Origin of the sequence: Paenibacillus sp. NPDC058177 (assembly GCF_042883835.1) — a bacterium.
Taxonomy (GTDB): domain Bacteria; phylum Bacillota; class Bacilli; order Paenibacillales; family Paenibacillaceae; genus Paenibacillus_AQ; species Paenibacillus_AQ agri.
The window spans coordinates 20,204-45,740 of record NZ_JBHVVB010000009.1; the positions used below are offsets into that span (position 1 = coordinate 20,204).

General features: G+C 49.9%; 22 protein-coding genes and 1 tRNA gene. 21 read left to right on the top strand and 2 right to left on the bottom strand.

Annotated features, from left to right (window positions below):
- Nucleotides 1–59: 59 nt before the first annotated feature.
- The 13 genes from ACFVU8_RS26180 (at nucleotide 60) to ACFVU8_RS26240 (ending at nucleotide 13,496) form a co-directional block, all read left to right on the top strand.
- Nucleotides 60–1,760, top strand: a complete 1,701-nt coding sequence (locus ACFVU8_RS26180) for a tetratricopeptide repeat protein (protein ID WP_387431225.1) — start codon at nucleotides 60–62, stop codon at nucleotides 1,758–1,760.
- A 206-nt stretch (nucleotides 1,761–1,966) separates the two neighbouring features.
- Nucleotides 1,967–2,920, top strand: coding sequence for a thioredoxin-disulfide reductase (gene trxB, locus ACFVU8_RS26185; protein WP_387431227.1), 954 nt, complete (start codon nucleotides 1,967–1,969; stop codon nucleotides 2,918–2,920).
- Nucleotides 2,921–3,705: 785 nt separating this feature from the next.
- Nucleotides 3,706–3,933 carry a DUF1858 domain-containing protein gene (locus tag ACFVU8_RS26190; RefSeq protein ID WP_387431229.1) on the top strand — a complete coding sequence of 76 codons (228 nt, stop codon included), beginning with the start codon at nucleotides 3,706–3,708 and terminating at the stop codon, nucleotides 3,931–3,933.
- Nucleotides 3,934–3,978: 45 nt separating this feature from the next.
- On the top strand, nucleotides 3,979–5,244 hold the full coding sequence (locus ACFVU8_RS26195) for a DUF438 domain-containing protein (RefSeq protein WP_387431232.1): 1,266 nt from the start codon (nucleotides 3,979–3,981) through the stop codon (nucleotides 5,242–5,244).
- A 331-nt stretch (nucleotides 5,245–5,575) separates the two neighbouring features.
- On the top strand, nucleotides 5,576–6,526 hold the full coding sequence (locus ACFVU8_RS26200) for an ROK family glucokinase (RefSeq protein WP_175369959.1): 951 nt from the start codon (nucleotides 5,576–5,578) through the stop codon (nucleotides 6,524–6,526).
- Between the two features lie 57 nt (nucleotides 6,527–6,583).
- Nucleotides 6,584–7,483, top strand: a complete 900-nt coding sequence (rapZ, locus tag ACFVU8_RS26205) for an RNase adapter RapZ (protein ID WP_066375696.1) — start codon at nucleotides 6,584–6,586, stop codon at nucleotides 7,481–7,483.
- 57 nt (nucleotides 7,484–7,540) lie between these two features.
- On the top strand, nucleotides 7,541–8,509 hold the full coding sequence (locus tag ACFVU8_RS26210) for a gluconeogenesis factor YvcK family protein (RefSeq protein WP_379470308.1): 969 nt from the start codon (nucleotides 7,541–7,543) through the stop codon (nucleotides 8,507–8,509).
- A gap of 64 nt (nucleotides 8,510–8,573) precedes the next feature.
- On the top strand, nucleotides 8,574–9,503 hold the full coding sequence (gene whiA, locus ACFVU8_RS26215) for a DNA-binding protein WhiA (protein WP_175369961.1): 930 nt from the start codon (nucleotides 8,574–8,576) through the stop codon (nucleotides 9,501–9,503).
- A 98-nt stretch (nucleotides 9,504–9,601) separates the two neighbouring features.
- Nucleotides 9,602–9,871 carry an HPr family phosphocarrier protein gene (locus ACFVU8_RS26220; protein ID WP_019914358.1) on the top strand — a complete coding sequence of 90 codons (270 nt, stop codon included), beginning with the start codon at nucleotides 9,602–9,604 and terminating at the stop codon, nucleotides 9,869–9,871.
- Between the two features lie 114 nt (nucleotides 9,872–9,985).
- Nucleotides 9,986–10,510: a GNAT family N-acetyltransferase gene (locus ACFVU8_RS26225; RefSeq protein ID WP_387431233.1), complete on the top strand. Its 525-nt coding sequence runs from the start codon at nucleotides 9,986–9,988 to the stop codon at nucleotides 10,508–10,510.
- Nucleotides 10,511–10,647: 137 nt separating this feature from the next.
- Complete coding sequence (locus tag ACFVU8_RS26230) at nucleotides 10,648–11,403, top strand: SIMPL domain-containing protein (RefSeq protein ID WP_387431235.1); 756 nt, start codon at nucleotides 10,648–10,650, stop codon at nucleotides 11,401–11,403.
- A gap of 263 nt (nucleotides 11,404–11,666) precedes the next feature.
- Nucleotides 11,667–12,773 (top strand): PdaC/SigV domain-containing protein, encoded by a 1,107-nt coding sequence (locus tag ACFVU8_RS26235; protein ID WP_387431237.1) that lies wholly within the window; start codon nucleotides 11,667–11,669, stop codon nucleotides 12,771–12,773.
- A gap of 84 nt (nucleotides 12,774–12,857) precedes the next feature.
- The gene (locus tag ACFVU8_RS26240; RefSeq protein ID WP_387431239.1) at nucleotides 12,858–13,496 is read left to right on the top strand and encodes a GDSL-type esterase/lipase family protein; all 639 of its coding nucleotides are present in this window, start codon (nucleotides 12,858–12,860) and stop codon (nucleotides 13,494–13,496) included.
- A 100-nt stretch (nucleotides 13,497–13,596) separates the two neighbouring features.
- On the opposite strand, the gene clpP is transcribed toward ACFVU8_RS26240, so the two are convergent.
- A complete protein-coding gene (gene clpP / locus ACFVU8_RS26245; protein WP_175369966.1) occupies nucleotides 13,597–14,193 on the bottom strand; it encodes an ATP-dependent Clp endopeptidase proteolytic subunit ClpP in 597 nt (198 codons plus the stop codon).
- Between the two features lie 188 nt (nucleotides 14,194–14,381).
- Nucleotides 14,382–14,456: transfer RNA gene (locus tag ACFVU8_RS26250), tRNA-Arg, on the bottom strand.
- Between the two features lie 321 nt (nucleotides 14,457–14,777).
- Here ACFVU8_RS26250 and ACFVU8_RS26255 point away from each other — a divergent pair.
- The 8 genes from ACFVU8_RS26255 to rnr all read left to right on the top strand — a co-directional run bounded on the left by ACFVU8_RS26255 (nucleotide 14,778) and on the right by rnr (nucleotide 25,530).
- Nucleotides 14,778–15,830 (top strand): sugar-binding transcriptional regulator, encoded by a 1,053-nt coding sequence (locus ACFVU8_RS26255; RefSeq protein WP_387431241.1) that lies wholly within the window; start codon nucleotides 14,778–14,780, stop codon nucleotides 15,828–15,830.
- A gap of 117 nt (nucleotides 15,831–15,947) precedes the next feature.
- Nucleotides 15,948–16,958, top strand: coding sequence for a type I glyceraldehyde-3-phosphate dehydrogenase (gene gap, locus ACFVU8_RS26260; protein WP_379470231.1), 1,011 nt, complete (start codon nucleotides 15,948–15,950; stop codon nucleotides 16,956–16,958).
- Nucleotides 16,959–17,078: 120 nt separating this feature from the next.
- Entirely contained in the window at nucleotides 17,079–18,260 is a 1,182-nt protein-coding gene (locus ACFVU8_RS26265) for a phosphoglycerate kinase (RefSeq protein WP_175369969.1), read from the top strand.
- A gap of 24 nt (nucleotides 18,261–18,284) precedes the next feature.
- Nucleotides 18,285–19,037, top strand: a complete 753-nt coding sequence (gene tpiA, locus ACFVU8_RS26270) for a triose-phosphate isomerase (RefSeq protein ID WP_175369970.1) — start codon at nucleotides 18,285–18,287, stop codon at nucleotides 19,035–19,037.
- 2 nt (nucleotides 19,038–19,039) lie between these two features.
- Complete coding sequence (gene gpmI / locus ACFVU8_RS26275; protein WP_387431244.1) at nucleotides 19,040–20,584, top strand: 2,3-bisphosphoglycerate-independent phosphoglycerate mutase; 1,545 nt, start codon at nucleotides 19,040–19,042, stop codon at nucleotides 20,582–20,584.
- A gap of 73 nt (nucleotides 20,585–20,657) precedes the next feature.
- Nucleotides 20,658–21,944 carry a phosphopyruvate hydratase gene (gene eno, locus ACFVU8_RS26280; protein ID WP_379470227.1) on the top strand — a complete coding sequence of 429 codons (1,287 nt, stop codon included), beginning with the start codon at nucleotides 20,658–20,660 and terminating at the stop codon, nucleotides 21,942–21,944.
- 207 nt (nucleotides 21,945–22,151) lie between these two features.
- Nucleotides 22,152–22,385, top strand: a complete 234-nt coding sequence (secG, locus tag ACFVU8_RS26285; protein WP_175369973.1) for a preprotein translocase subunit SecG — start codon at nucleotides 22,152–22,154, stop codon at nucleotides 22,383–22,385.
- Between the two features lie 262 nt (nucleotides 22,386–22,647).
- Entirely contained in the window at nucleotides 22,648–25,530 is a 2,883-nt protein-coding gene (gene rnr / locus ACFVU8_RS26290) for a ribonuclease R (RefSeq protein ID WP_387431247.1), read from the top strand.
- Nucleotides 25,531–25,537: the final 7 nt, after the last annotated feature.

A 25,537-nucleotide genomic window follows, 5' to 3' on the forward strand; every position in this document is an offset into this window, starting at 1 on the left:
GCCACTCTCCTATTTTTCATAAGGATAAAGGAAGCTTACAAGGGAGGTGCGTTGCTTCCATGATGGAAACCACTTCAGAGAACGATGCGGTGAACAGCAAGCTGATCCCCGTCACTCTGGATGCCAATTTTTTCTTTGAAAGAGCCGTTCGGTCGCTGGACCGCTTTCAATATGATAAGGCATTAAAACATTTTCGCAAGGCTGTAGAGTACGAGCCGGATAATCCGGTGAATCATTGCAACATGGCGGGTATATTATCAGAGATGGGTAAATATGAAGCCTCGAATGATATATTGGCCCAGGTTCTGGAGACAATAGATCCAGGAATGACGGAATGCCACTTCTATATGGCTAATAATTACGCTAATATGGAAAGCTTTGAAGAGGCGGAGCGGGCGCTCGTCACATATCTGGAAGAGGATGCCAAGGGAGAGTTCCTGGCTGAATCCGAGGAACTGATGGAGCTGCTGCAGTACGAGCTGGATCGCCCGGCACCGCTGAACCGGATCAAGAGCCGGGAAGGGGTCGTGGAACATGACCGGGCCCGGGCACTTTTGGAAGCAGGTCAGTTTACGCAGGCAGTGGGACTGCTGGAAGAGATCGTGAGCGCTACTCCGGACTTTCTCGCCGCACATAACAATCTGGCCCTGGCCTATTTCTATATGGGGCGTTTCGCCAAGGCCCGGGAGTGCATCTCCGAGGTGCTTGAGCAAGATTCCGGCAATTTGCATGCCCTGTGCAATCTGGCGATCTTCTTGCAATATGAAGGGGACCGGGATCAACTCACCGGGCTGGTACGCATGCTAGAGGCTACAGTTCCCTTCCACCAGGAGCATGTCTTCAAATTGGCAACGACCATGGGTATTCTGGGCCGCCACCGCACCGCTTACGGCCATTTCCGTCGTCTGCTGAAGGATGAAGAGGTTGGCGGGGATGCTAGCCTCTACCATTACTGTGCGGCTGCAGCCAGCAACAGCGGGCTTTATGCCGAAGCTCAGCGCTGCTGGCGGCAAGTTACCAAGCTGGACCCCGAATCGGTGGTTCCGCAGTTCTTCTTAGCCCAGCTGGAGCAAGCCCAGAGTGAAGGGATCGAAATGCCGCTGGTGAGTTACAACTATCAACTGCCCTTTCAGGAGAAGTTGAAGCTGTGGAAGGACAACAAGGGCAGCTTCGCCGAGGAAGTGAAGACCAACCCGCTTCTGCGCTCCTCATTCTTCTGGGCGCTGCGCTATGGCGATACCAACACGAAGCTGCAGGTCACCGAAGCATTGCGCTGGATTGACGACGCAGAGATGTCCCGGATTCTACAAGACCTGCTGAGCCAACAGCCTTTGCAGGAGGAGAAACTGCAGGAGGCCGCTCTGCTTAGCCTGCAGAAGCTGATTGGCAGTGGCCCGGTGGAGACCGCGCCGCTGCAGCAAGATCCAGAACCGGCACCCTTGTTCCAGAAGGGACAGCCGGAATGGAAAGAGGACTGGCAGCGGGTCATTGACCAGACCGCCAGCATGATGGACCGCCGCTATGATGCCGGCCAGAAGAAGGACGCCGAGCAGCTCTGGCAGCAGTTCATCGGGCGACTGTACCCGGATGTGCCTTACATCCGCCACGCTGAGGGCTGGTGTGCCGCCCTGGAGTATCTCACTGCCAAGCTGCATAAAAGGCCGGTCACGTTCCGTGAGGTCGCGCAGCGATATGGCGTCACCGAATCGATGGTCAGCCGCTATGCCAAGCGGATCGCAGCAGAATGTGAAATTAACTAGATCTTGGACAGGAGCTTGACTCCGCGTTTACCGAGAACAGATAAGTGCCTGATGCATACCGGAGGATGTCTGAAAATATCACAATTTATAGGCGTTATGACATAAATGAGACCTATTTTTTGACGAGAAAACGGATGTCGATTCTCTTTTTTGGAGGACGGCCAACCCGTTTCTTATAAAACCCTATCTGCGAGGAGGCCACTGTGATGTACAAAACAATTGTAATCGGAACAGGCCCGGCCGGGCTGACTGCCGCTATTTATCTAGCACGTGCCAACTTGAACCCGCTGGTTATTGAAGGTTTGCAGCCGGGTGGACAGCTGACCACCACTACAGAAGTAGAGAACTTTCCAGGATTCCCTGAAGGAATACTCGGTCCTGAGTTGATGGATAATATGCGCAAGCAGGCTGAGCGTTTCGGTGCGGAATTCAAGAATGGTTGGGTGGAGTCTGTTGATTTCTCCCAGCGTCCATTCAAAGTAACGGTAGATGGATTAGGCGTACTAGAGGCGGAGTCGGTGATTATCTCGACCGGCGCTTCGGCCAGATATCTGGGTATTCCCGGTGAGCAAGACAACGTGGGGCGCGGGGTCAGCACATGCGCAACCTGTGACGGATTCTTTTTCCGCGGCAAAAAGATTGTTGTGGTTGGCGGCGGCGACTCCGCGATGGAGGAAGCCAGCTTCCTGACCCGGTTTGCTTCCAGCGTCACGCTGGTACATCGCCGGGACGAACTGCGTGCTTCGAAGATCATGCAGGATCGTGCACGGGACAACAGCAAGGTAGCCTGGGCGCTTAACCGGACTCCGCTTGAAGTCACGACAGACGAGTCTGGCGTGAAGGGCTTGACGGTGCGCAACAATGAGACGGGGCAAGAAGAGCTTGTTGAAGCAGACGGTGTATTTATCGCTATCGGGCACACCCCAAACACGGCATTCCTTGGTGGACAAATTACCACGGATGAAGGCGGATATATTGTAGTGAACCCGGGTACAACGGAGACGAATATTCCAGGCGTCTTCGCCTGTGGCGATGTGCAGGATAATCGCTACCGCCAAGCGATCTCGGCTGCGGGCACAGGTTGTATGGCTGCAATGGATGCGGAGAAGTTCCTCGAAGGTACCATGGTGCATGACTGGAGCGAGACTCTCGATAAATAAGCATATTTTCAATGTAAAAAAACCGCGTACCGTTGAGGGTACGCGGTTTTTTTTATGTTTAGATTAAATCTCCATATGTAGCACGTTCGTCCCCAATATTTCCCTCTGGATTATTCTTAAATTTCATCTATATAGACGAATTAGAATGACAAACAAAGCCTGAGTTAATAATCATGATTTCCGAAGTGTAATTAACGGCATTTTTGTATCTTAAATAGTCTGCAATTAGTGGTTATTAGAAATTAAGTGCAATATTGTACCTTAAATCTTCCACAATACCCCTTTTAACGTGATTTCTTAAAAATAAGCTACAAAAATGCTCTTAGTTTGCTTATATGCCTCTATTTGAGAAATATAAGGTACAAAAATGCTCTTATATGGCCTGAACTGAAAAATTTACTTAATGGAACGGATTGGAAGGGGATTTTGGATCTGTAGGAGCGATAGTGTCGTCCTAAAAGCTTTTCGTAGGAAAACTGGCATCGGAAGCATAGGCATACGCGGTCCGGGCTTTACCCGCGAATAGCGGTACAATCCCAATAAATCTGGAGACAACCGTAGCCGGAAGTCCAAACACTTGCCGTAATGACAACTATAGACTTGTTAACATCCAGGTTCAATCTACATAGTTGAAGAGGTTACGATTATCGAAAGGTTGTTGCTTGAAAATCTCTACCTGCCCGCTTAAAAACACTTTTTTTCACTTTGTGATTGCAATCACTATGGTGCCTGTTTTCCTATGATAACCTGATGTTGAGAACAGTTCTCAGTGAGGGGGAGTACAGATGAAAAAGGTGTTGAAGCTGGATGAATCCATCTTCGAACTGGTGGGCAGGCACCCCGAGGTAATGGAGATTATGGTGGAGCTAGGATTTCACGATATTGCCAAGCCAGGAATGCTGCAGACGGCCGGCCGTTTCATGACCCTGTCCAAGGGAATCAAGTTGAAGAAAATGGACCCGGATACCGTTAAGCTGACTTTTGAGCAGCGGGGGTTCAAGGTTCTGGAATAGATGCTCCGCCGAATGACCCCCATTACAGACAAGGAGAGAATACCAATGAGCGAACTGATTAATAACCGTGAAGCCACAGTGCCGGAGCAGACCCGCCGTCAAGCCATGCTAAAGGAGATTATCAAGGAACTGCATGCTGGAAAAAGCGTAGAGGAGGTCAAAGCCCGCTTCGCTGAAGCGGTAGGGAATGTGACGGTAGCCGAAATTTCCGCGATGGAGCATTCGCTAATGACAGAGGAGGGCATTCCGGTCTCCGAGGTGCAGCGCCTGTGTTCCGTGCATACGGCAATTTTTAAAGGCTCAATAGAGGAGATTCACCGTTCCTCGACGCCGGAAGAACAGCCTGGACACCCTGTGCATACATTCAAGCTGGAGAACCGTGAGGTGGAAAAGCTCCTGAACTTCCGTCTATCTCTGCACGCAGACAAATTCGGGAGAGCGGACAGCGAGGAGATGGTCTACAAGCTACTGGAGGACCTCAATCTGTTGCTGGACCTCGACAAGCATTATAGTCGTAAGGAAAATCTTTTGTTCCCTTATCTAGAGAAATACGGGATCTATGGTCCGACCAAAGTGATGTGGGGCGTCGATGACGGCATCCGCAGCCTGATTAAGACCGCCAAGGCGCAGCTGAGTCCTTATCAAGGTAATCAGAAGGAAGTTGGCGAGCTGCTGACAGAGATCATCCAGGAAGTTAATGAGATGATATTTAAGGAAGAAAATATTCTGCTGCCTATGGCGCTCGACAAGCTGACTGAGGATGAATGGGTGAAGATTGCCCGGGAAAGCGATGAAATCGGCTTTTGCCTGACCTTCCCTGAGCAGGAATGGATACCGGAGCGTGCCTCGGAGCCGGAGGGAGCCGCACAGTCCGCAGTTTTAGAAGAAGGTGGGGAAGCGCCGCAGGGCTTTATCCGTTTTGAGACTGGACTGTTGTCACTTCATCAACTGGAGACTGTGCTCAATCATTTGCCGGTGGACCTGACTTTTATAGATGAGAACGACGTGGTACGGTATTTCTCGCACGGCAAGGAGCGTATTTTCGCCCGGACCAAAGCGGTTATCGGCCGTACAGTACAGAACTGCCATCCGCCGCAAAGTGTACATGTAGTAGAGAAGCTGCTGGAAGATTTCAAGGCGGGCCGCAAGGATGCCGAGGATTTCTGGATTGCGATCAAGGATAAATTCATCTATATCCGTTATTTTGCTGTGCGGGATAAGGAAGGTAACTATATGGGCACTCTGGAGTTTACGCAGAATATTGCTCCGATCCGGGCGCTAGAGGGACAGAAACGCATTTTATCGGAGTAACATCAGCACTGCGAGTGGATTATAATATACCAGGGAGTCCTGGTAGTCGAATATATGACTCTCTACCCCAGTGGGCAGGGAGTCTTTTTTAAAATATAAGAATTTATATGTTCTACGCTACAAATTATCCTTATATTTCTCGCTGAAACGGATACCGTCCCTTAGAGGACGGCAAAGCCGTGTCTACTTACTAATATAGAATTAATCAGTCTCACAGGAGATATATAACAAAAAGCCGGGTGTGTCGCCTTTCCTTGACCGCAGGGAGGGCTTCTATTATAGTGGGTACGTAGGATTAACTATTTTAGTATAGAAAAAGGTGGCTTGTTACATGTCTGAAAATATCTACGTTGGCGTGGATTTGGGCGGAACCGCAATCAAGGTTGGAATCTGCAATGCCGAGGGGCACCTGCTGCATACTTATGAAGGTCCGACAGGGACCCAAGAAGGCGTCGATACGGTTATCGATAATATCGTAAAGTACGTACGTCAAATCGTTGAAGACTCTCCATACACTTGGGACCAGCTTGCCGGTGTGGGAGCAGGGGTGGCCGGGTTCACAAATATCCGTGAAGGAATCATCATTCTTGCGCCGAACATAGGTTTTCGGGATGTGCCGATCCGTGCCATTCTGGAGGAGCGTTTAAACAAGCCTGTCAAAATAGACAATGATGCCAATGTGGCAGCTCTTGGCGAAGCCTGGAGCGGTGCGGGACGCGGCGTAGACAATTGTGTTTGCTATACTCTCGGAACCGGTGTCGGTGGCGGTATTATCATTAACGGTAAGATTTATCAAGGCTTCGGAGGCCTGGCTGGTGAGCTTGGACACATCTCTGTTGTGCCGGATCTGGAAGCTATTCAATGTGGCTGCGGCAAGATGGGTTGTCTGGAAACCGTTTCCTCGGCAACGGGAATTATTCGTATGGCCAATGACGCTGTAGCACGCGGTGATCGTACTTCCCTGTCCATGGTGGAGAAAATCGCTGCTAAGGAAGTATTCGATGCGGCAAAAGCTGGCGATGAAGTTGCGATCCGTATCGTTAACCGTGCTGCCTTCTATCTGGGCAAGTCTATGGCTGCTGTAGCTGCTGTGCTTAACCCTGAGAGCTTTATTGTAGGCGGAGGCGTGTCCAAGGCCGGAGATATTCTATTTGATGAGGTTCGCCGTGTATTCGCTAAGCTGGCGCCTGAGCCGCTCCAGGGTGGCGTAAGCATTATCCCTGCCGAGCTGGGTAATGATGCTGGTATTGTTGGCGCCGCAGGCTTGCTGCTTCGCTCTTAGAGTTGTTCTCGAAAGACCGCCTTTATTCATATAATATCCGATAGGAGGGGACGCTTGATGACGGAACTGGAGGAAGCTCCGACCGGAGGAGCCACCCTGATCATCATTACAGGCATGTCGGGTGCGGGCAAGACGATTGCTGTTCAGAGTCTGGAAGACTTAGGCTTCTTCTGCGTCGATAATTTGCCGCCCGTACTGATCCCGAAGTTTGCAGAGCTGATCGAGCAGTCCAAAGGCAAAATCGCCAAGGTCGCGCTTGTCATCGATTTGCGGGGGCGGGAATTTTTCACGGCCCTGTCTGAATCACTCAGCTTTATTAAAGAACAGTTCACCATCGGATGCGAGATTTTGTTCCTCGACGCGACCGATTCCGTACTCGTCCAGCGCTATAAGGAAAGCCGGCGCCGGCATCCGCTTGCCCCGAAAGGCATGCCGCTTGATGGCATCAAGCTGGAACGCAAAATGCTGGATGAACTGAAGAGTTCAGCAACCCAGTACCTGGACACCAGCAGCATGAAACCGGCGCAGTTGAAGGAGAAGATTGTATCTCGTTTTTCCCACCTTGGAAAAAGCACACTCTCTGTCAATATCACATCGTTCGGCTTCAAGTACGGAATACCCATTGATGCAGACCTCGTTTTCGATGTCCGCTTTCTGCCCAATCCGCATTATGTGGATCACCTGCGGCCTCACACAGGCCAGGATAGTGATGTCTATGAGTACGTAATGAAATGGCCTGAAACGCAGGCGTTCCTGACCAAACTGCTCGATATGCTTCATTTTCTGATTCCCCAGTACCGCAAGGAAGGTAAATCCCAGATTATTATTGGCATTGGCTGTACCGGCGGTAAGCATCGTTCGGTAGCGATATCAGAATATCTGGGTAAAATGCTGGGGGTCAGCGAGACGGAATCCGTCACGGTCAGTCATCGTGATTCCGAGCGTGATCGGCATTAACGAGAGAAGGGATCAATAGTGGCTGAAGAACAAAGACAGCGTCCCCGAATCGTCGTGATGGGCGGCGGGACCGGACTGTCTGTAATGCTTCGCGGTTTGAAGGAAAAGCCGCTTGATATAACGGCTATCGTCACGGTAGCCGATGATGGGGGCAGTTCCGGCATTCTGCGCAGTGAGCTGCAGATGCCTCCTCCAGGCGATATCCGCAACGTCCTCACGGCGATGGCGGATGTAGAGCCGCTGATGGCGGATATCATGCGATACCGCTTCAGCAATGGTGAGGGGCTTGCCGGGCATAGCCTCGGCAACCTGATTCTGGCGGCGCTCACTGATATCTCCGGTGACTTCGTCACCGCCGTGCGTGAGCTCAGCCGATTGTTCGCCGTACGCGGAAGGGTGCTTCCGGCTGCGGGCGATGCGGTTGTGCTGCATGCCGAAATGGCGGATGGCAGCATTATCACCGGCGAATCGAAGATTCCGGAAGCCGGTGGTGTCATCAAGCGGGTGTTCTTGGAGCCTGCCGATGTGGAACCGCTCCCCGAAGCGCTGCAGGCCATTGAAGAGGCTGATGCGATTCTTCTTGGACCGGGCAGTCTCTACACCAGCATTCTGCCGAACCTGCTTGTGCCGAAGCTGGCGGAGGCGGTCGTGAATTCGAATGCGATCAAGATTTTTGTCTGTAATGTCATGACACAGCCCGGAGAGACGGATAATTACACCGTGAGTGATCACCTCCAGGCGGTCTATGAGCATATTGGGCTGCATCTGTTCGATTACGTCATCGTCAATGATGGCGAAATCCCAGAGCAGGTACAGAGTAAATACGCCGAGAAGGGCGCACGTCCGGTGCAGCTCGACCGGGAGGCGCTTGAAAGCAACCGCTATAAGGTGATTGCCGATAAGCTTGTACTATTTCGGACGTATTTAAGGCATGATACGGATAAGTTAAGCCATCACATTTACCAGCTTGTACAGGACTGGATGACCAGAAAACCTGTCAGCAACGGATCGGGCCCCGAGGCTTAGGTACAGTTGTCTGCGGAATTTCCCGTAGCGGTAATAAAGTGATATCATGAAAGAGGTGAGATTCTTGTCTTTTGCGGCACTTACCAAAAAAGAGCTGACGATGGTGGAGAGCCAGCCCTGCTGTGAGAAAGCGGAAATGTCAGCCCTGATCCGGATGAACGGTTCGGTGCAGCTTTCAAGCAAAAAGGTGGTTCTTGACATCTCGACGGAGAACGCCGCGATTGCAAGACGGGTATATTCTTTGCTTAAGAAATATTACCAGGTCCATATCGAGCTGCTCGTGCGTAAAAAAATGCGTTTGAAGAAGAATAATGTCTATATCGTTCGAATCCCGAGCCATGTGCAGGAGATATTGAATGATCTAAGAATCGTCTCCGAGGGCTTTATTTTCACGGATGGGATTGACCATGAAATTGTCGCTAAGAATTGCTGCAAGCGGGCTTATCTGCGCGGAGCATTCATGGCGGGCGGATCGGTCAACAACCCGGAGGGCTCCTCTTACCATCTGGAGATTGCTTCTATGTATGAGGAGCATTGCAAGGCGTTAGTGGATCTTGCGGGTGAATTCCACCTGAATGCTCGCTGCATTGAGCGAAAAAAAGGCTTCATTCTGTACATCAAGGAAGGCGAGAAAATTATCGAATTCCTTAGCTTGATTGGGGCGCACCAGGCCTTGTTCAAATTTGAAGATGTGCGGATTATGCGCGACATGCGTAATTCCGTCAACCGGATCGTGAACTGCGAGACGGCCAATTTGAACAAAACCATCAGTGCAGCCGTGCGGCAGATTGAGAATATCAAGCTGCTGCAGCGGGAAGTTGGCCTGCAAAGCCTGCCGGATAAGCTGCGTGAAGTAGCAGAAATACGGCTGGCGCACCCGGATATCAACCTTAAAGAGGTTGGTGAGATGTTGAAGGGAACGGTCAGTAAATCGGGCGTAAACCACCGACTGCGGAAGATTGATGAGCTGGCGGATAAGGTAAGAGGCGGCTAAGTATTTTTTTTCTAGTGTGGAATAAGTAATAATGATATAATATTATAAAATTTAATGTGAAATTTTTGGGCAGATCTCAATTAGGGGGTAAGTGTTTCATGACAAAGCACCCGGTAGTTGTACGGCTGAAGACGGGTCTCCATGCTCGGCCGGCAGCATTGTTCGTGCAAGAAGCCAACAAGTTTTCGTCGGAGATTTTCGTGGAAAAAGACGATAAAAAAGTAAACGCTAAGAGCATTATGGGTATCATGAGTCTGGCGATCAGTTCCGGCACGGAGATTTATATTAGCGCAGATGGCGCTGATGCGGATCAAGCTGTAACCGCTTTGACCAGTTTGGTGAGCAAGGAAGAACTGGAGAACCAATAATTGTAAGGCCTTACTTTATATTCGGCAGGACCAAAAGCCCCCTTGTGGGCTTTTTTTCATATTGAAAACTATAAATTTGAATTTATTAGACTATTGATAATGAGGTGTATAGTTATGGCGAAACATGTGAGATTGGTAACGCCGGGTCCTGAGTATAAAGAGGCCTATTTGGAATTTTACCGGGAATGGGTCGATAGTGAGGAAGATATCGTTCCTTGGGTTGTTGAGAAGGATCCTAGTGATTTTGCAGCGATGTTGCACTTTCTGGAGGAGAACCGACTAGGCCTGGGTCTACCGGAAGGCTGGGTGGCGAATTCAACATTTTGGCTGGTGACCGAGGATGGGCAAGTTGTCGGCGCTGTTAATATCAGACACACTTTAACCGAGCGAGGGCTACTCGTGAGTGGGCATATCGGCTATGGGATCAGACCTGCGGCCAGACGCAAGGGGTACGCTACAGAATTGCTAAAGCAGGCGCTGGTGAAGGCCCGGGAGCTCGGTATTAATAAAGTGCTGGTACTCTGTGATGCAGTGAATACAGGATCGGCGAAGACGATTGCTAATAACGGCGGCGTCGAAGATAAGCCCTACACCGAGGAAGATGGGAATGTCATCCGTCGCTTCTGGATTGAGAACTGAGTTAAGGGATATCTTGAATAGAGTCTGGAATAATTGATAAATATTTTTGTGTTGAGGCATAAAATGATGCAACATTTGCCAACCCGTCCCGTCTAAAGGGTACCAACTAATCAAGAAGCTGAAAGGGGATAGTAAACATGAATAAAGTAGCTAAATCATTAGGAACGGTAATGCTGGCAGGGAGTTTATTGATTGGAGGCAGTGCTTTGAGCGCTGTATTCCAGGGGACTGCCACGGCTTATGCGGATGAGGTACAGAAGAATGTTGTGAATGTAGTAGGTAAAGGGGAATTGTCCATCAAGCCGGATATCGTCTATCTGTCCATTGCGGTAGATACCTCAGCAGCGACAGCGCAGGAAGCACAGAAAACAAACGCAGCCAAGATCCAAAAAATCACTACACTGTTGAAGGGTACTTGGAAGATCGCGGATAAGGACATTCAAAGCACCCAATTCTATGTACAGCCAAATTACACTTACAGTGAGAAAGAAGGACAGCAGGTAAAGGGCTACAACGCTAATCATACATTGGTGGTTGCCTATCGTGATCTGTCAAAAGTAGGAGAGTTGTTGGATGCTGCTTCCGCTGCAGGTGCTAACAATATCGGCAATGCACGTTTTGCAGTAGAGGACAGCGCTGCTTTTGAAGCACAGGTTATTGAAAAAGCAATGGCTAACGCCGATGTTAAAGCTGGTGCGATCGCCAAAGCCGCTAAGCGCAGCCTGGGTCAGGTGATCAGTGTTAGCCAAAACGACCTTGGTAGCCAACCAGTGTTCTTCGATCAAACTTTAAAGGCGATGGCCGCTTCAGCTGATGCCTCTGGCAACACATCCGTGCAGCCGGGAGAAGTTAAAGTGACTACACAGCTTAATGTAACCTATGAATTGAAATAAACCAGCAGTCCCGTCATGAATGACGATAGGCTGTAATCATGAAGGGGCCATTTCCAGCCGCGTGTGCGGAGGGAGTGGCCTCTTTTTGCTGCGGATATTCTATAGAAAGGTACGAATTCTCTCATTTTGTTTAATGAAATGTAATAACACTACCTGTTATGCTGCTAATTTACTAAGGAATTGTAAAGAGATTTGTAACGACTGCATATGGCGTGTTCTCTATAATTAGAGGAGTGCAAATGACTCGGAGGGAGAAATGACAAATGAGTAAGATATCGATGAAAAATGGACGAAAATGGGGCGTGGGCCTGCTGGCGGCGGGGCTGCTGCTGGGCGGAGGCGTGCTGCCAGTACATACTAGCTTTGCTGCACCTGCTGTGAACAATCCGAGCAAAGCGGACACAGTAGCAGTTCTGAAATGGAATGGTGCCCTTACACAGCAGACCGGAATTGTTAGAAACGGACAGGTTTTTGTACCAGTAACTTTTCTGCGTGATGTCGTGAAACTTCCTGTAACCTACAGTCAAAAGGACAGCGCCTATACGATTGGAAAAGACAGCGCGGAGACGAAACTTCTGGTCTCTTCGTATGGGGTGTCCATCACGGTGAACAACTTTTTCATTAACGATTATGAAGGACTAAACGTCAATAACCGGCTTTATGTACCACTGGGCCTCCTGACCGATTATATGGGTTATAAAGGTGACTGGAACGCCCCCTCTGGCCGCCTGAACCTCATGGTCAGTCCGCAGAATGCACTGAAAATCACCACGGCGAATTATGCCAAGGGTAGTGAGGATAAGGGGGCAGTCATCAACCTCGATTACCCACAGATAAGCGGGCTAGCTAATACGGATGTGCAACAGAAAATCAACGCTGCACTCAAGCAGTCGGCCATGAGATTCGCGGCTGGGGCCGAAGCAGACATCGCAGACAGGGACGAACAGAGCCCTCCCTATGAATATGATGCAGGATATGCGGTGACCTACAATCAAAATGGTGTGCTGAGTGTGCTGCTGAATCAGTATGGTTATAGCGGAGGCGCGCATGGTATGTCCTACCGTCAGGCCTTTACCTTTTCTTTGAAGGATGGGAAACAGCTGCTCTTGCGTGATCTGTTCGGCGCTAATCCCAATTACAAGAAAGACCTGAACACCAAGCTGAGCCAGCGATTCAAAGCTGATGAAAGTTATTTTGGCGGCTTCATAGGTCTGAATACGGAGCAAAGTTACTATTTGAAAGACGGTAAGGTCGTTATCTTCTTCCAACTTTATGAATACACTCCATACGCTGCCGGATTCCCTGAATTCGCCTTCACTTTCAAGGAGTTGTTACCGAATGGGAGTAGCCCGTTTTCCGCTTTAAATTAGAGCCAAGGACACCTCCCCGTTACCTCTTCTATGCAAGGCTCATATGATACATAGAGGTCCAGCATAGAGCGGGGAGGGAGAGTTATGAGCTTTCAGTATACAGCGCTGGGTGATTCCTTGACGACCGGATTTGGGGCGTTGCCGGGCAATGGATTTGTGCCAGTATACCGCAGAACGGCGGAGTCCAGGCTGGGTTCCTTCGTGGCCTCGTCCAATCTGGGTGTTAATGGGATGACTACAGCTGAACTGGAACAACGTCTGCGTAGAAGCAACGTCTTCCGGCAATCGGTGCGGGAAGCGGACATTATCACGATATCTATCGGCGGCAATGACCTAATCCGTGCAGCAAAGTCGGGGTCAGGCCCTAATGGGATTTCACCCAGGGTTCTGCAAAAATCATTGCAGGAATGTAGGCAGAACTTCGGCGGCATCATGAACTTGCTTGGACAATTGAAGGCGGGTACACGGGAGCCTTATATCATAAGAATCGTGGGATTGTATAATCCCTACCCCCAAGTAGAGGAAGCGACAGCATGGGTACGTCAATTTAACCAGTATGCTTCTGGTTACAGCAGCCGGGTAGTAGGTTTCGCTTCGATCTACGGTGAGTTCGCCGGCAACGAGCGAGGTTTGCTATCGATTGACCATCTTCATCCCAATGGACGGGGATATCGGGTGATTGCGAGCAAACTGGATGGACTCGGGTACGGAATGCTGTACTGATTAACAGACGTAGGATAAGAGCATAAAGTCCGATCGAATATGTAAAAAAAGCCCCTGGATCTGCAGCGCAGATTCAGGGGCTTTTGCATGCTCAGGAGAATTAAACTCCAGGAACCAGTGTCTTCTCAATCACTTTGTCAACAATACCGTACTCGGCAGCATCAGCAGCGCTCATGAAGTAGTCACGGTCAGTATCCTTCTCAATACGCTCCAGCGGTTGGCCAGTACGTTCGGACAGGATACGGTTCAGCTTGTCACGCAGCTTCAGGATACGACGGGCGCGGATTTCGATATCCGTTGCCTGTCCCTGAGCACCGCCCAGCGGCTGGTGAATCATGATCTCGCTGTTCGGAAGCGCAAAACGCTTGCCTTTAGCACCGGCGTTCAACAGGAAAGCTCCCATAGAAGCAGCCATGCCCACACAAATGGTGGAAACGTCAGGCTTGATGTATTGCATTGTATCAAATATAGCCATACCAGCAGTGATTGATCCGCCAGGACTGTTCACATAGAGGTGAATATCCTTCTCCGGGTCCTCAGCTGCCAGGAACAGCATTTGGGCGATGATGGAATTGGCCACCACGTCATTAACCTCCGTTCCGAGGAAAATGATGCGGTCCTTCAGCAAGCGGGAATAGATGTCATAAGCGCGTTCACCGCGGTTGCTCTGTTCTACTACCATTGGGATATAACTCACGTGGAAAACCTCCTTGGTATTGGCTCTTCGAATGTGTTCATTTTTTACTCTTACCGTAATAACCACATGATAAACAAATTCAAACAAAAAGTCAAAGAAAGTCAAACTTAGTTGCAAAAAAAAGAGCCACATCATGGCACTTTGGTTAAGAACACTATAGAACTTACAAATAAAGCTGTTAAAATTAGTGGCGCGCCCGCCAAGAATCGAACTTGGATCTCAGGCTTCGGAGGCCTACGTCATATCCATTGGACCACGGGCGCAACAGAAATTATTATAATACAAGAAGGTTACAATTGCAATGTATTAATATCAAAGCGTTAGAATCTTTATTTCCCATGGGTATCGGATGGAAATGGTACAAGCCCGTCCTCGCTGCAGAACAAGCAATATAGATGCGGTAAAGCCCTTACATCCCGTGATATATGTATAAGTTGAAAAGAGGTTGTGAATTCTACTCTCGGAAGACTTGCGCTCCCTGCGAAATTTGGTTAGAATAGGGGTGGGACTTAAAAAGTTAACCCGGGACGTTTTAAGACCATGAACAAGGGAATAGAGAAAGACGAAGTTGCAGGAGTGAAAGCATGCGTAATTTATTGGAAATCCAAAAGCAGCTTCTGCCTGATCTCATGGAAACCCTTAAGAGACGGTACACGATTCTTCATCAGATCATGTTGTCCGATATTATCGGGCGCAGAACGCTGGCCGCTTCCCTTGATATGACGGAGCGGGTGCTGCGTGCCGAGACGGATCTTCTGAAATCGCAAGGGCTCATTGAGATCGAGAGCGTAGGCATGCGCATTAGCGATGCCGGTCGCAGACTGCTTGACCTGCTGGAGCCGATCGCCAAGAGCCTGTTCGGCCTGGATGATCTGGAAGAGAAAATCCGCACAACCTATGGTCTTAGTAAAGTTATCATAGTACCGGGTGACTGCGAGTCGTCACCGTTCACCAAACGAGAGCTTGGACGCGCTGGCGCCAAGGCGTTACTCGGTGTACTGCGTTCAGACGATACCATTGCCGTTACAGGCGGCTCAACGCTAGCCGAGATGGCCGATCAGTTGTCCCCCCCGCTATCCCATTCCTATAAGAACGCCTGGTTTGTACCGGCGCGCGGAGGGCTGGGAGAGAGTATGGAGATTCAAGCGAATACCATCGCATCCACGATGGCCAAACGGGTAGGCGCAAACTACCGGCTGCTACATGTACCGGATTTGCTCAGCGAGGATGCTTATCAGTCCCTTGGACTGGACTCCAATATTGGAGAGATCGTCGGCATCATCCGCCGCTCACGTATCATCGTGCACGGTATCGGTGACGCCCTGGAGATGACCCGCCGCCGTAATCTGGATGAAGCCACAGTGGCAGAGATCCAAGGAGAAGGGGCGGTAGCCGAATCTTTTGGTTATTACTTCAATGAAGAGGGCAAGGTGGTTCACACCATGCTCACAATGGGACTGCGTCTGGAGGATATCATGCGGACGGAAGTCGTCGTCGGAATTGCCGGCGGCAAACGCAAGGCCAAAGCCATTCATGCGATGCTTCGTTTTGGGCAGGAGGATATTCTGATTACCGATGAGGCCGCTGCGGTGGAGATTGGCAGAGAAATCGACAGTGAATTACAGCTTCCTTTATAGTTTTACAGAAAATGGGGAGCAACGTTAATTATTTTGCATTATACTTAATATTGTTGTCATGACAAGCTTTACGGCCTGTCTTGAATAAATAAAACGAAATCTAGGAGGAACTATTCAATGAGTGTAAAAGTAGGTATTAACGGTTTTGGACGTATTGGCCGCCTTGCTTTCCGCCGTATTCAAAATGTAGAAGGTATCGAAGTGGTAGCAATCAATGACTTGACTGACGCTAAGATGCTTGCTCATTTGCTTAAATATGATACAACTCAAGGCACTTTCAAAGGCGATGTTGAAGTGCATGATGGATTCTTCAAAGTAAACGGTAAAGAAGTTAAGGTTCTTGCGAACCGCAACCCAGAAGAATTGCCTTGGGGCGACCTTGGCGTTGACATCGTACTGGAGTGCACAGGCTTCTTCACAACTAAAGAAGCAGCTGAGAAGCACTTGAAAGGCGGAGCTAAGAAAGTAGTTATCTCTGCTCCAGCTACTGGCGATATGAAAACTATCGTTTACAACGTTAACCATGACATCCTTGATGGTACTGAAACTGTTATCTCCGGTGCTTCTTGCACAACGAACTGCCTAGCTCCAATGGCTAAAGTTCTGAACGACAAGTTCGGTATCGTTGAAGGCTTGATGACTACAATTCACGCTTACACTGGCGACCAAAACACTTTGGATGCTCCTCACTCCAAAGGTGACTTCAGACGCGCACGTGCAGCTGCTGAGAACATCATCCCTAACACTACCGGTGCTGCTAAAGCGATCGGTCTGGTTATTCCAGAACTGAAAGGCAAACTCGACGGCGCTGCTCAACGCGTTCCAGTAGCTACAGGTTCCCTGACTGAGCTGGTAACTGTACTTGAGAAGAGCGTAACTGTGGAAGAACTGAACGCAGCTATGAAAGAAGCTTCTGATCCAGAAACTTATGGCTACACTGAAGATGAAATCGTATCTTCCGACGTTAAGGGTATCACTTTCGGTTCCCTGTTCGATGCTACACAAACTAAAGTATTGACTGTTGGCGACAAACAACTGGTTAAAACCGTTGCTTGGTATGACAATGAAATGTCCTACACTGCTCAATTGGTTCGTACTTTGGAGCACTTCGCAAAAATCGCTAAGTAATATCACTTTTATATAAGCATTATCTATAGAGCGGAAACAGAAGTTCCTTGTTTCCGCTCTTTCTAAATGCATTCCTTGTAATTCCTGTTCGGATAAACTATGGGTGTGGAGGAAACTGTCATGAACAAAAAGAGTGTACGTGATGTAGAAGTAAAGGGTAAACGCGTATTCGTACGCGTCGATTTCAATGTTCCTGTAGAAGATGGTAAAATTACAGATGATACTCGTATCCGTGAAACGCTTCCTACGATTAAATACCTGATCGAGAACGGTGCGAAGGTCATTCTGGCCAGCCACATGGGCCGTCCTAAAGGTGAATTCGTAGATTCCTTGCGTTTGACAGCTGCTGCTGAGCGTCTGTCCGAGCTGCTTGGCAAACCAGTGGCAAAAGCAGATGAAGCAGTTGGCGAAGCCGTTAAAGCTAAAATCGCTGAACTGGGCGAAGGCGACGTTCTCGTACTTGAGAATGTACGTTTCTACCCAGGTGAAGAGAAGAACGATCCTGAACTGGCTAAGCAGTTTGCAGAACTGGCTGACCTGTTCGTGAATGACGCATTTGGCGCGGCTCACCGTGCACATGCATCTACAGAAGGTATCGCTCACTTCCTTCCAGCAGTATCTGGTCTGCTCATGGAGAAAGAATTGTCCGTACTTGGTAAAGCATTGTCCAATCCGGAACGTCCTTTCACTGCCATCATCGGCGGTTCCAAAGTAAAAGACAAAATCGATGTAATCGACAACCTGCTGACACTGGCTGACAATGTCCTGATCGGTGGCGGCTTGTCCTACACCTTCACTAAAGCATTGGGATTCGAGATCGGTATTTCCCTGGTGGACAACGAGAAATTGGATGTTGCCCTTGGATTCATCGAGAAAGCAAAAGCGCTCGGCAAGAACTTCTTGCTTCCAGTTGACGTCGTAGTAGCCGACAAATTCGGTGCCGATGCTAACACGAAGATTGTTCCTTTCAATGAAATTCCAGAAGGCTGGGAAGGTCTTGATATCGGACCAAAAACTCGTGAAATCTATGCAGATGTAATCAAAAACTCCAAGCTGGTTGTATGGAACGGTCCTATGGGCGTATTCGAAATCGACAAGTTTGCTGAAGGTACACTTGCAGTAGCTAATGCTTGCGCAACTACAGAAGGTTACACTGTAATCGGTGGTGGTGATTCCGCAGCGGCAGCAGAGAAGTTCCATCTGGCTGACAAAATGGATCACATCTCCACTGGCGGCGGCGCATCCCTGGAATTCATGGAAGGCAAGGCTCTTCCTGGCGTAGAAGCACTTAACGATAAGTAAGACGTAGAAGGAGGCAACCAAGCCATGAGAACACCTATTATCGCCGGCAACTGGAAAATGTTCAAAACTGTTCCGGAGGCGGAAAGCTTTATCGCCGACATCAAAGGCAAAGCGGAAGTAGAAGGCGTAGAGACTGTAATCTGCGCTCCATTCACTAACCTGCCTGCTTTGGTAGCAGCAGTAAAAGGTACTAACATCAAGATTGGTGCACAAAACCTGCACTTCGAAGATAACGGAGCTTACACAGGCGAGATCAGCGGCGTAATGCTTAGCGATCTTGGTGTGGATTATGTTATCATCGGCCACTCCGAGCGTCGTGCTTATTTTGGCGAGACAGACGAAATCGTGAACAAGAAGCTGCACGCAGCATTCCGTCACGGCATTACTCCAATCGTATGTGTAGGCGAAAAGCTCGAAGAGCGTGAAGCTGACCAAACTAAAGACGTTTGTAAAGTTCAAACTGAAGCTGCATTCCAAGGCCTTAGCGCTGAGCAAGCAGCTAAAGTGGTTATCGCTTATGAGCCGATCTGGGCCATTGGTACAGGTAAATCCTCTACTTCCGAGGACGCTAATGAAGTTATTGCCTACATCCGCAGCCTTGTAAAAGGTCTGTATGATGAAGCAACAGCTGAAGCGGTTCGCATTCAATACGGCGGCAGTGTGAAGCCTGAGAATGTAACGGAGTACATGGGTCAAAGCGACATCGACGGCGCTCTCGTCGGCGGTGCCAGTCTGCAACCTGATTCCTTCGTGTCCCTGGTTGAGGGGGCGAAGTAATAATGTCAGCTCCAAGACCTGTAGCTCTTATTATCATGGACGGTTTCGGTTTGCGCGGTACGGATGAAGGCAACGCTGTTGCTCAAGCCAACAAGCCCAACTATGACCGTTATCTTAAGCAATATCCGAACACCACACTAACCGCTTGCGGTGAAGCTGTGGGTCTGCCGGAAGGACAAATGGGGAACTCTGAAGTGGGTCACCTTAACATTGGTGCCGGCCGGATCGTATACCAGGATCTTACCCGTATTGACAAATCGATTCGTGACGGAGAATTCTTCGATAACGAGACGCTTGTTGCGGCTGTAAGAAATGCTAAAACAACCGGTAAAAAACTTCATCTGTACGCGCTTGTATCCGACGGAGGGGTACATAGCCATATTCAACACTTGTTCGCAATGCTTGATCTGGCGAAGAAGGAAGATATGCACGACGTGTACATCCATGCCTTTATGGATGGCCGCGACGTAGCGCCTGATAGTGGTCAGAAGTTCATTAAGGACCTGCTGGCTAAGATCGAAGAAGTTGGTGTAGGCCATATCGCTACCGTATCTGGACGTTACTTCGCGATGGACCGCGACAAACGTTGGGAACGGGTAGAGAAAGCTTACCGTGCAATGGTTTATGGCGAAGGCCCGAAATACACAGATGCACTGCAAGCAATCACTTCATCTTATCAGAATTCTGTATATGATGAATTTGTTGAGCCAAGTGTAATTGTGGACAGCGAAGGCAAGCCTCTGACAACGGTAGAGAGCGGCGATTCCGTCGTATTCCTTAACTTCCGTCCAGACCGTGCCATTCAACTGTCGCAAGTCTTCACCAATGCGGATTTCCGCGGTTTCGACCGGGGTCCGTTGTTCCCGCAAGGACTGCATTTCGTATGCCTGACGACATTCAGCGAAACGGTGCAAGGATACGTAGCCTACGCGCCGAAGAACCTGGACAACACGTTAGGTGAAGTGCTAGTGCAGAATAACAAGAAGCAATTGCGCATTGCAGAGACTGAAAAGTATCCGCACGTGACTTTCTTCTTCAGCGGCGGCCGCGATGAAGAGCTTCCTGGGGAGACCCGTATTCTGATTAATTCGCCGAAGGTAGCAACCTATGACTTGAAGCCGGAGATGAGCGCATACGAAGTGGCTGCAGCCTGCGTAGCGGAAATCGAAGCCGATAGACAAGATGCTATTATCTTGAACTTCGCCAATCCTGATATGGTTGGACACTCTGGTATGCTGGAGCCGACCATCAAGGCTGTTGAAGTAACAGATGAGTGCGTAGGTAAGGTAGTAGACGGGGTTGTTGCCAAGGGCGGCGTAGCGATTATTATCGCCGACCATGGTAATGCGGATATGGTGTTTGACGAGGACGGTCGTCCGTTCACGGCGCACACTACCAATCCTGTACCGTTCATCCTCACCGATGAAAATGTTGTACTGCGCGATTCCGGCATTCTGGCGGATGTAGCACCAACTATTCTGGATCTGATGGGCCTTCCGCAACCTGCGGAAATGACCGGACAATCCATGATTGCCAGCCGCAAGTAAGCTTCACCCGGCGCTGGAACGTTTAATAAAGCAAGATTAAGACTATACCAACGATAAAAGGAGATTAACTAACATGACTATTATTTCTGACGTATATGCTCGTGAGGTCCTTGACTCCCGCGGTAACCCAACTGTAGAGGTTGACGTTTACCTGGAATCCGGTGCTAAAGGCCGCGCTATCGTTCCTTCCGGCGCTTCCACTGGTGCACACGAAGCTGTAGAGCTTCGTGATGGTGACAAATCCCGTTACCTCGGTAAAGGCGTTCTGAAAGCTGTTGAGAACGTAAATGAGCTGATCGCTCCAGAAGTTATCGGTATGGACGCTCTTGACCAACTGGGTATCGACAAATTGATGATCGCCCTTGATGGTACTCCAAACAAAGGTAAACTCGGCGCTAACGCTATCTTGGCTGTATCCATGGCTGTAGCTCGCGCAGCTGCTGACGCTTTGGATGTACCTTTGTATGTATACCTTGGCGGATTCAACGCTAAAGCTCTTCCAGTACCAATGATGAACATCATCAACGGTGGTGAGCATGCTGACAACAACATCGACGTTCAAGAGTTCATGGTTCTTCCTGTAGGAGCTCCAAGCTTCAAAGAAGCTCTTCGCGTTGGTGCGGAAATCTTCCACAACCTGAAATCCGTACTGAGCTCCAAAGGCTTGAACACAGCTGTAGGTGACGAAGGTGGTTTCGCACCGAACCTTGGTTCCAACGAAGAAGCAATCACTACAATCATCGAAGCTATCGAAAAAGCAGGTTACAAACCAGGTGTTGACGTATTCCTGGGTATGGACGTTGCTTCCACTGAGTTCTACAAAGACGGTAAATACACACTTGCTGGCGAAGGTAAATCTTACACTTCCGCTGAGTATGTTGACCTTCTTGCTTCTTGGGTTGATAAATACCCAATCATCACCATCGAAGACGGTATGTCCGAAGACGACTGGGATGGTTGGAAATTGCTTACTGAAAAATTGGGCGACAAAGTTCAATTGGTTGGTGACGACTTGTTCGTTACTAACACTGAGCGTCTTGCAACAGGTATCGAAAAAGGTATCGGTAACTCCATCTTGGTTAAAGTTAACCAAATTGGTACACTGACTGAAACTTTCGATGCAATCGAAATGGCTAAACGCGCTGGTTACACAGCGGTTATCTCCCACCGTTCCGGTGAATCCGAAGATAGCACCATCGCTGACATCGCAGTTGCGACTAACGCTGGTCAAATCAAGACAGGTGCTCCTTCCCGTACAGACCGTGTTGCTAAATACAACCAATTGCTTCGCATCGAAGACGAACTGGGTGAATTGGCTCAATACAACGGCCTGAAATCCTTCTACAACCTCAAAAGATAATTTACTTCTCTCGAAGAAGTGAACAGAAGACCTGCCGTTTTCGGCAGGTCTTTTTTTGATTGTAGACAAATCGCTGGATTTCAAAGGAACTTATGGTCTTACTGGTTGTATTACCCCAGTTGTTATGATAAAATGAGAATGCTGTTTAAGATTCGTGAACCCTAAATGCCTATAGATATGATGCTTAGACGTAGGAGGTGGAAGTGAATGGATATCTTTTTGAAAGTATTGCTCCTTGTTTTTTCGATCGGTCTGATTACGGTCGTTCTTCTGCAAAAGGGGAAAAGCGCAGGTCTTTCCGGTGCCATCTCCGGCGGTGCTGAGCATCTTTTCGGTAAAACAAAGGCACGTGGTATGGAACTCGTACTGCAACGTGTAACAGTTGGTTTGGCAGCTGGATTCTTTATCATGGCGATCCTTGTTGCAGTTTTTGTTGACTAGATTCTTTATAATGTACATGCAAAGCCTTGGCTCTCTTCTGGATGGAACAGAGCGAAGGCTTTTTTTGTTATATATCTTAATTTTTTGTCCCGACTTAACGTCCAGATTACAGTTCTAGGGATGCCGACGATTGATTTCGTGTATACTAGGGTATGAAGTAGGTAAAGGTAAATTTTACTTGCGGCATATTTATCCTATAGGGACAAGCCATACATATATGCCAGCGGCTACGGAGCCGCGGAGGGCCGAGGTGAAGGAACAAATGATAACACAGGAAGTACTACTTGATTTTATGCGCGAAACAGCTTACAAACCTATGACTTACGACGAACTGGTGAGCCATTTCGCTCTGGAAGATAGCAACGAGTTCAAAGCGTTCGAGGATCTGCTGATTTCCTTGGAACAGGACGGGCGTATGGTGTTGACCCGCCATGGCCGCTACGGCGTGCCGGAACGGATGGACCTGCTGCGCGGAAGACTGCAAGCACATGCTAAGGGCTTTGCTTTTCTTATCCCCGATGATCGGGAACATCCTGACGTATACATCCATGCGAACGACCTGAAGGGTGCCATGAATGGCGATATCGTACTGGTGCGCGTGAGCTCCAAGAGCCCATCCGGTGGACGGATGGAAGGCGAGGTTGTACGGATTGTTAGAAGAGGTGTGCTGCAGACTGTAGGCGTATTCCAAAGCCTGGAGACTTATGGTTTTGTGCTGCCTGATGATAAACGGATTAACCGGGATATTTTTATTCCTAGGGAGTCCTTTAATGGTGCCGTGGACGGCGAGAAGGTCGTTGTACGCATCGTGAATTATCCGGAGGGCCGGTCAGCGGCTGAAGGGGAGATTATCGAGATTCTTGGACACAAGGATGATCCGGGTATCGATATTCTATCTGTTATCCGCAAGCATCAGCTGCCGGAGGCTTTCCCAGAGGAAGTTATGGCGGAGGCGAATGCTGCCCCAGATGCCATTACCGAAGAGGAGATCGTTCAACAGGGACGACGCGATCTACGCGGTCTGAACATTGTTACCATTGACGGTGAAGATGCGAAGGACCTCGATGATGCAGTCAACGTAGAGCGGCTCCCGAACGGAAACTATAAGCTCGGCGTTCACATTGCGGACGTCGGCTATTATGTGCGTGAGAGCTCAGAACTCGATAAAGAAGCTTATGATCGCGGGTGTAGCGTGTATTTGGTGGATCGGGTAATCCCGATGCTGCCACACCGGCTGTCAAACGGGATTTGCAGCTTGAATCCGCAGGTGGACCGTCTGACGATGTCGTGTGAGATGGAGTTCAACGAGCATATGAAGGTTGTGAAGCATGATGTCTTCACGAGCGTTATTCGTACCAAAGAGCGGATGACTTATAAAAATGTCCGCAGAATTCTGGAGGATGAAGATCCTGAGCTGCTGGAACGTTACAGTCCGCTGATTGAAGACTTCCGTCTGATGAAAGAGCTGGCCATGAAGCTTCGCGATGCGCGGATGCGGCGCGGGGCGGTTGACTTTGACTTTGAAGAGAGCAAGATTATTGTTGATGAGAACGGCAAGGCTGTAGATATTGTAAAACGGGAACGTTCTGTTGCTGAGCAGATTATTGAAGAATTCATGCTGGCAGCCAATGAGACAGTGGCTGAGCATTTCCACTGGCTGAAGGTTCCTTTCCTATATCGGATTCACGAAGACCCAGACCCGGAGAAGCTGCAGAACTTTATGGCTTTTGCGGCCAACTTCGGCCATCATGTCAAGGGCCGGGGCAACTCTGTTCACCCGCGTGCGCTGCAGAACCTTTTGGAGGAGATTCAGGGTACGAAGGAACAGACGGTTATCAGCACGATGATGCTTCGCTCTATGAAGCAGGCTAAATATGATGCGGAAAGCACAGGCCACTTTGGCCTTGCTGCAGAATACTATTCCCACTTTACGTCGCCAATTCGCCGTTATCCCGATCTGGTTATTCACCGGGTGATGCGCGAGGTGATTGAAGGCGGCGGTGTGCTGACTCCAAAGAGACAAGAATATCTTGCTACCCGGATGCCGGACATTGCCCAGCAGTCCTCTGAGCGCGAACGCGTAGCAGTAGAAGCAGAACGGGATACCGAGCAGCTTAAGAAAGCGGAGTACATGCTGGATAAGGTGGGCGAGGAATTCGATGCCATGATCAGCAGTGTGACCAGCTTCGGGATGTTCATTGAGCTGGAAAACACCGTGGAAGGGTTAATTCGTCTCAGTGCGCTGACTGATGATTATTACCACTTCGACGAAGCCCATATGGCACTCATCGGTGAGCGCACCTCGAAGGTGTTCCGTATCGGTGATGAGGTGAAGATTCGGGTCGCCCGTGTGAATATGGACGACCACACGATCGACTTCGAGCTCGTTGATATGAAGCCGCGCGCGGCAGGCGAGCGCCGTAGCGGTGGTTTTGGCGGCGGACGCGGAGGCAAGGGCGGCCGTCCAAGCGGGTTCAACAAGCCAGGCAGCGGTAAGGCTGGCGCTGGTAAGGGCCGCGGCGGCAAAGGCAAGCCCGGCTCGGGTGCCGATGCTGGCAAGGCAGGCAGAGGCAAGGGCGCGGGTGTTACGGCCGATGCTGGCAAGTCCGGCAAAGGGAAGACAGGCGCGGCGGGTGCACGCGCCTGGGAAATGCCGCGCGGTGCCGAAGGCAGCGTGGCTGGCAGTGGCCGCGGCAAGCGTAAGCGCGGCGGCCGTGGGGCCGGCGAGGATGCGAGCCGGGCAGCAGCAGTGCTCGCTCCCGGCGTAAGCACGGGTGCAGAGCGCAGCGACGGCGCCGAGCGTACCGCTGGCGGCGCGAAGGAGCAGGGCCGAAGTGGAGGCATCAACTTCGGCTTCGGCTCTGGCAAGGGCGGCTACAGCGCGCCAGGCAGCGGGCATGACCGCAACGGCCGCAGCGACTTCCGCGGCGTGGACGGCAGCACGAAGTTCCGCAGCCGTGAGGATCGCGGCGGCACCAGCTCTGCTGGGGCGGGCACCGAAGGCAAAGGGCGCCGCAAGAAAAAAGCCAAGGGCGGCGTGTTCATCGGACAAGCCGTGACCCCGGGCAACGTGGAGACCGCAGAGCAGGTATCCTCTAAGCGTAAAGACGGCGAGGGCAAGAGCCGTAAGAAGAAAAAGAAATAACTCGCAG

Bases quoted from the DNA above. Each gene is read 5' to 3' on its own strand.
- gpmI (WP_387431244.1), top strand. From the start codon at position 19,040: ATGTCAGCTCCAAGACCTGTAGCTCTTATTATCATGGACGGTTTCGGT.
- rnr (WP_387431247.1), top strand. From the start codon at position 22,648: ATGATAACACAGGAAGTACTACTTGATTTTATGCGCGAAACAGCTTAC.
- ACFVU8_RS26195 (WP_387431232.1), top strand. From the start codon at position 3,979: ATGAGCGAACTGATTAATAACCGTGAAGCCACAGTGCCGGAGCAGACC.
- eno (WP_379470227.1), top strand. From the start codon at position 20,658: ATGACTATTATTTCTGACGTATATGCTCGTGAGGTCCTTGACTCCCGC.
- ACFVU8_RS26265 (WP_175369969.1), top strand. From the start codon at position 17,079: ATGAACAAAAAGAGTGTACGTGATGTAGAAGTAAAGGGTAAACGCGTA.
- ACFVU8_RS26235 (WP_387431237.1), top strand. From the start codon at position 11,667: ATGAGTAAGATATCGATGAAAAATGGACGAAAATGGGGCGTGGGCCTG.
- ACFVU8_RS26200 (WP_175369959.1), top strand. From the start codon at position 5,576: ATGTCTGAAAATATCTACGTTGGCGTGGATTTGGGCGGAACCGCAATC.
- ACFVU8_RS26230 (WP_387431235.1), top strand. From the start codon at position 10,648: ATGAATAAAGTAGCTAAATCATTAGGAACGGTAATGCTGGCAGGGAGT.
- tpiA (WP_175369970.1), top strand. From the start codon at position 18,285: ATGAGAACACCTATTATCGCCGGCAACTGGAAAATGTTCAAAACTGTT.
- ACFVU8_RS26190 (WP_387431229.1), top strand. From the start codon at position 3,706: ATGAAAAAGGTGTTGAAGCTGGATGAATCCATCTTCGAACTGGTGGGC.
- ACFVU8_RS26225 (WP_387431233.1), top strand. From the start codon at position 9,986: ATGGCGAAACATGTGAGATTGGTAACGCCGGGTCCTGAGTATAAAGAG.
- ACFVU8_RS26220 (WP_019914358.1), top strand. From the start codon at position 9,602: ATGACAAAGCACCCGGTAGTTGTACGGCTGAAGACGGGTCTCCATGCT.
- trxB (WP_387431227.1), top strand. From the start codon at position 1,967: ATGTACAAAACAATTGTAATCGGAACAGGCCCGGCCGGGCTGACTGCC.
- ACFVU8_RS26240 (WP_387431239.1), top strand. From the start codon at position 12,858: ATGAGCTTTCAGTATACAGCGCTGGGTGATTCCTTGACGACCGGATTT.
- ACFVU8_RS26210 (WP_379470308.1), top strand. From the start codon at position 7,541: ATGGGCGGCGGGACCGGACTGTCTGTAATGCTTCGCGGTTTGAAGGAA.
- gap (WP_379470231.1), top strand. From the start codon at position 15,948: ATGAGTGTAAAAGTAGGTATTAACGGTTTTGGACGTATTGGCCGCCTT.
- rapZ (WP_066375696.1), top strand. From the start codon at position 6,584: ATGACGGAACTGGAGGAAGCTCCGACCGGAGGAGCCACCCTGATCATC.
- secG (WP_175369973.1), top strand. From the start codon at position 22,152: ATGGATATCTTTTTGAAAGTATTGCTCCTTGTTTTTTCGATCGGTCTG.
- ACFVU8_RS26255 (WP_387431241.1), top strand. From the start codon at position 14,778: ATGCGTAATTTATTGGAAATCCAAAAGCAGCTTCTGCCTGATCTCATG.
- ACFVU8_RS26180 (WP_387431225.1), top strand. From the start codon at position 60: ATGATGGAAACCACTTCAGAGAACGATGCGGTGAACAGCAAGCTGATC.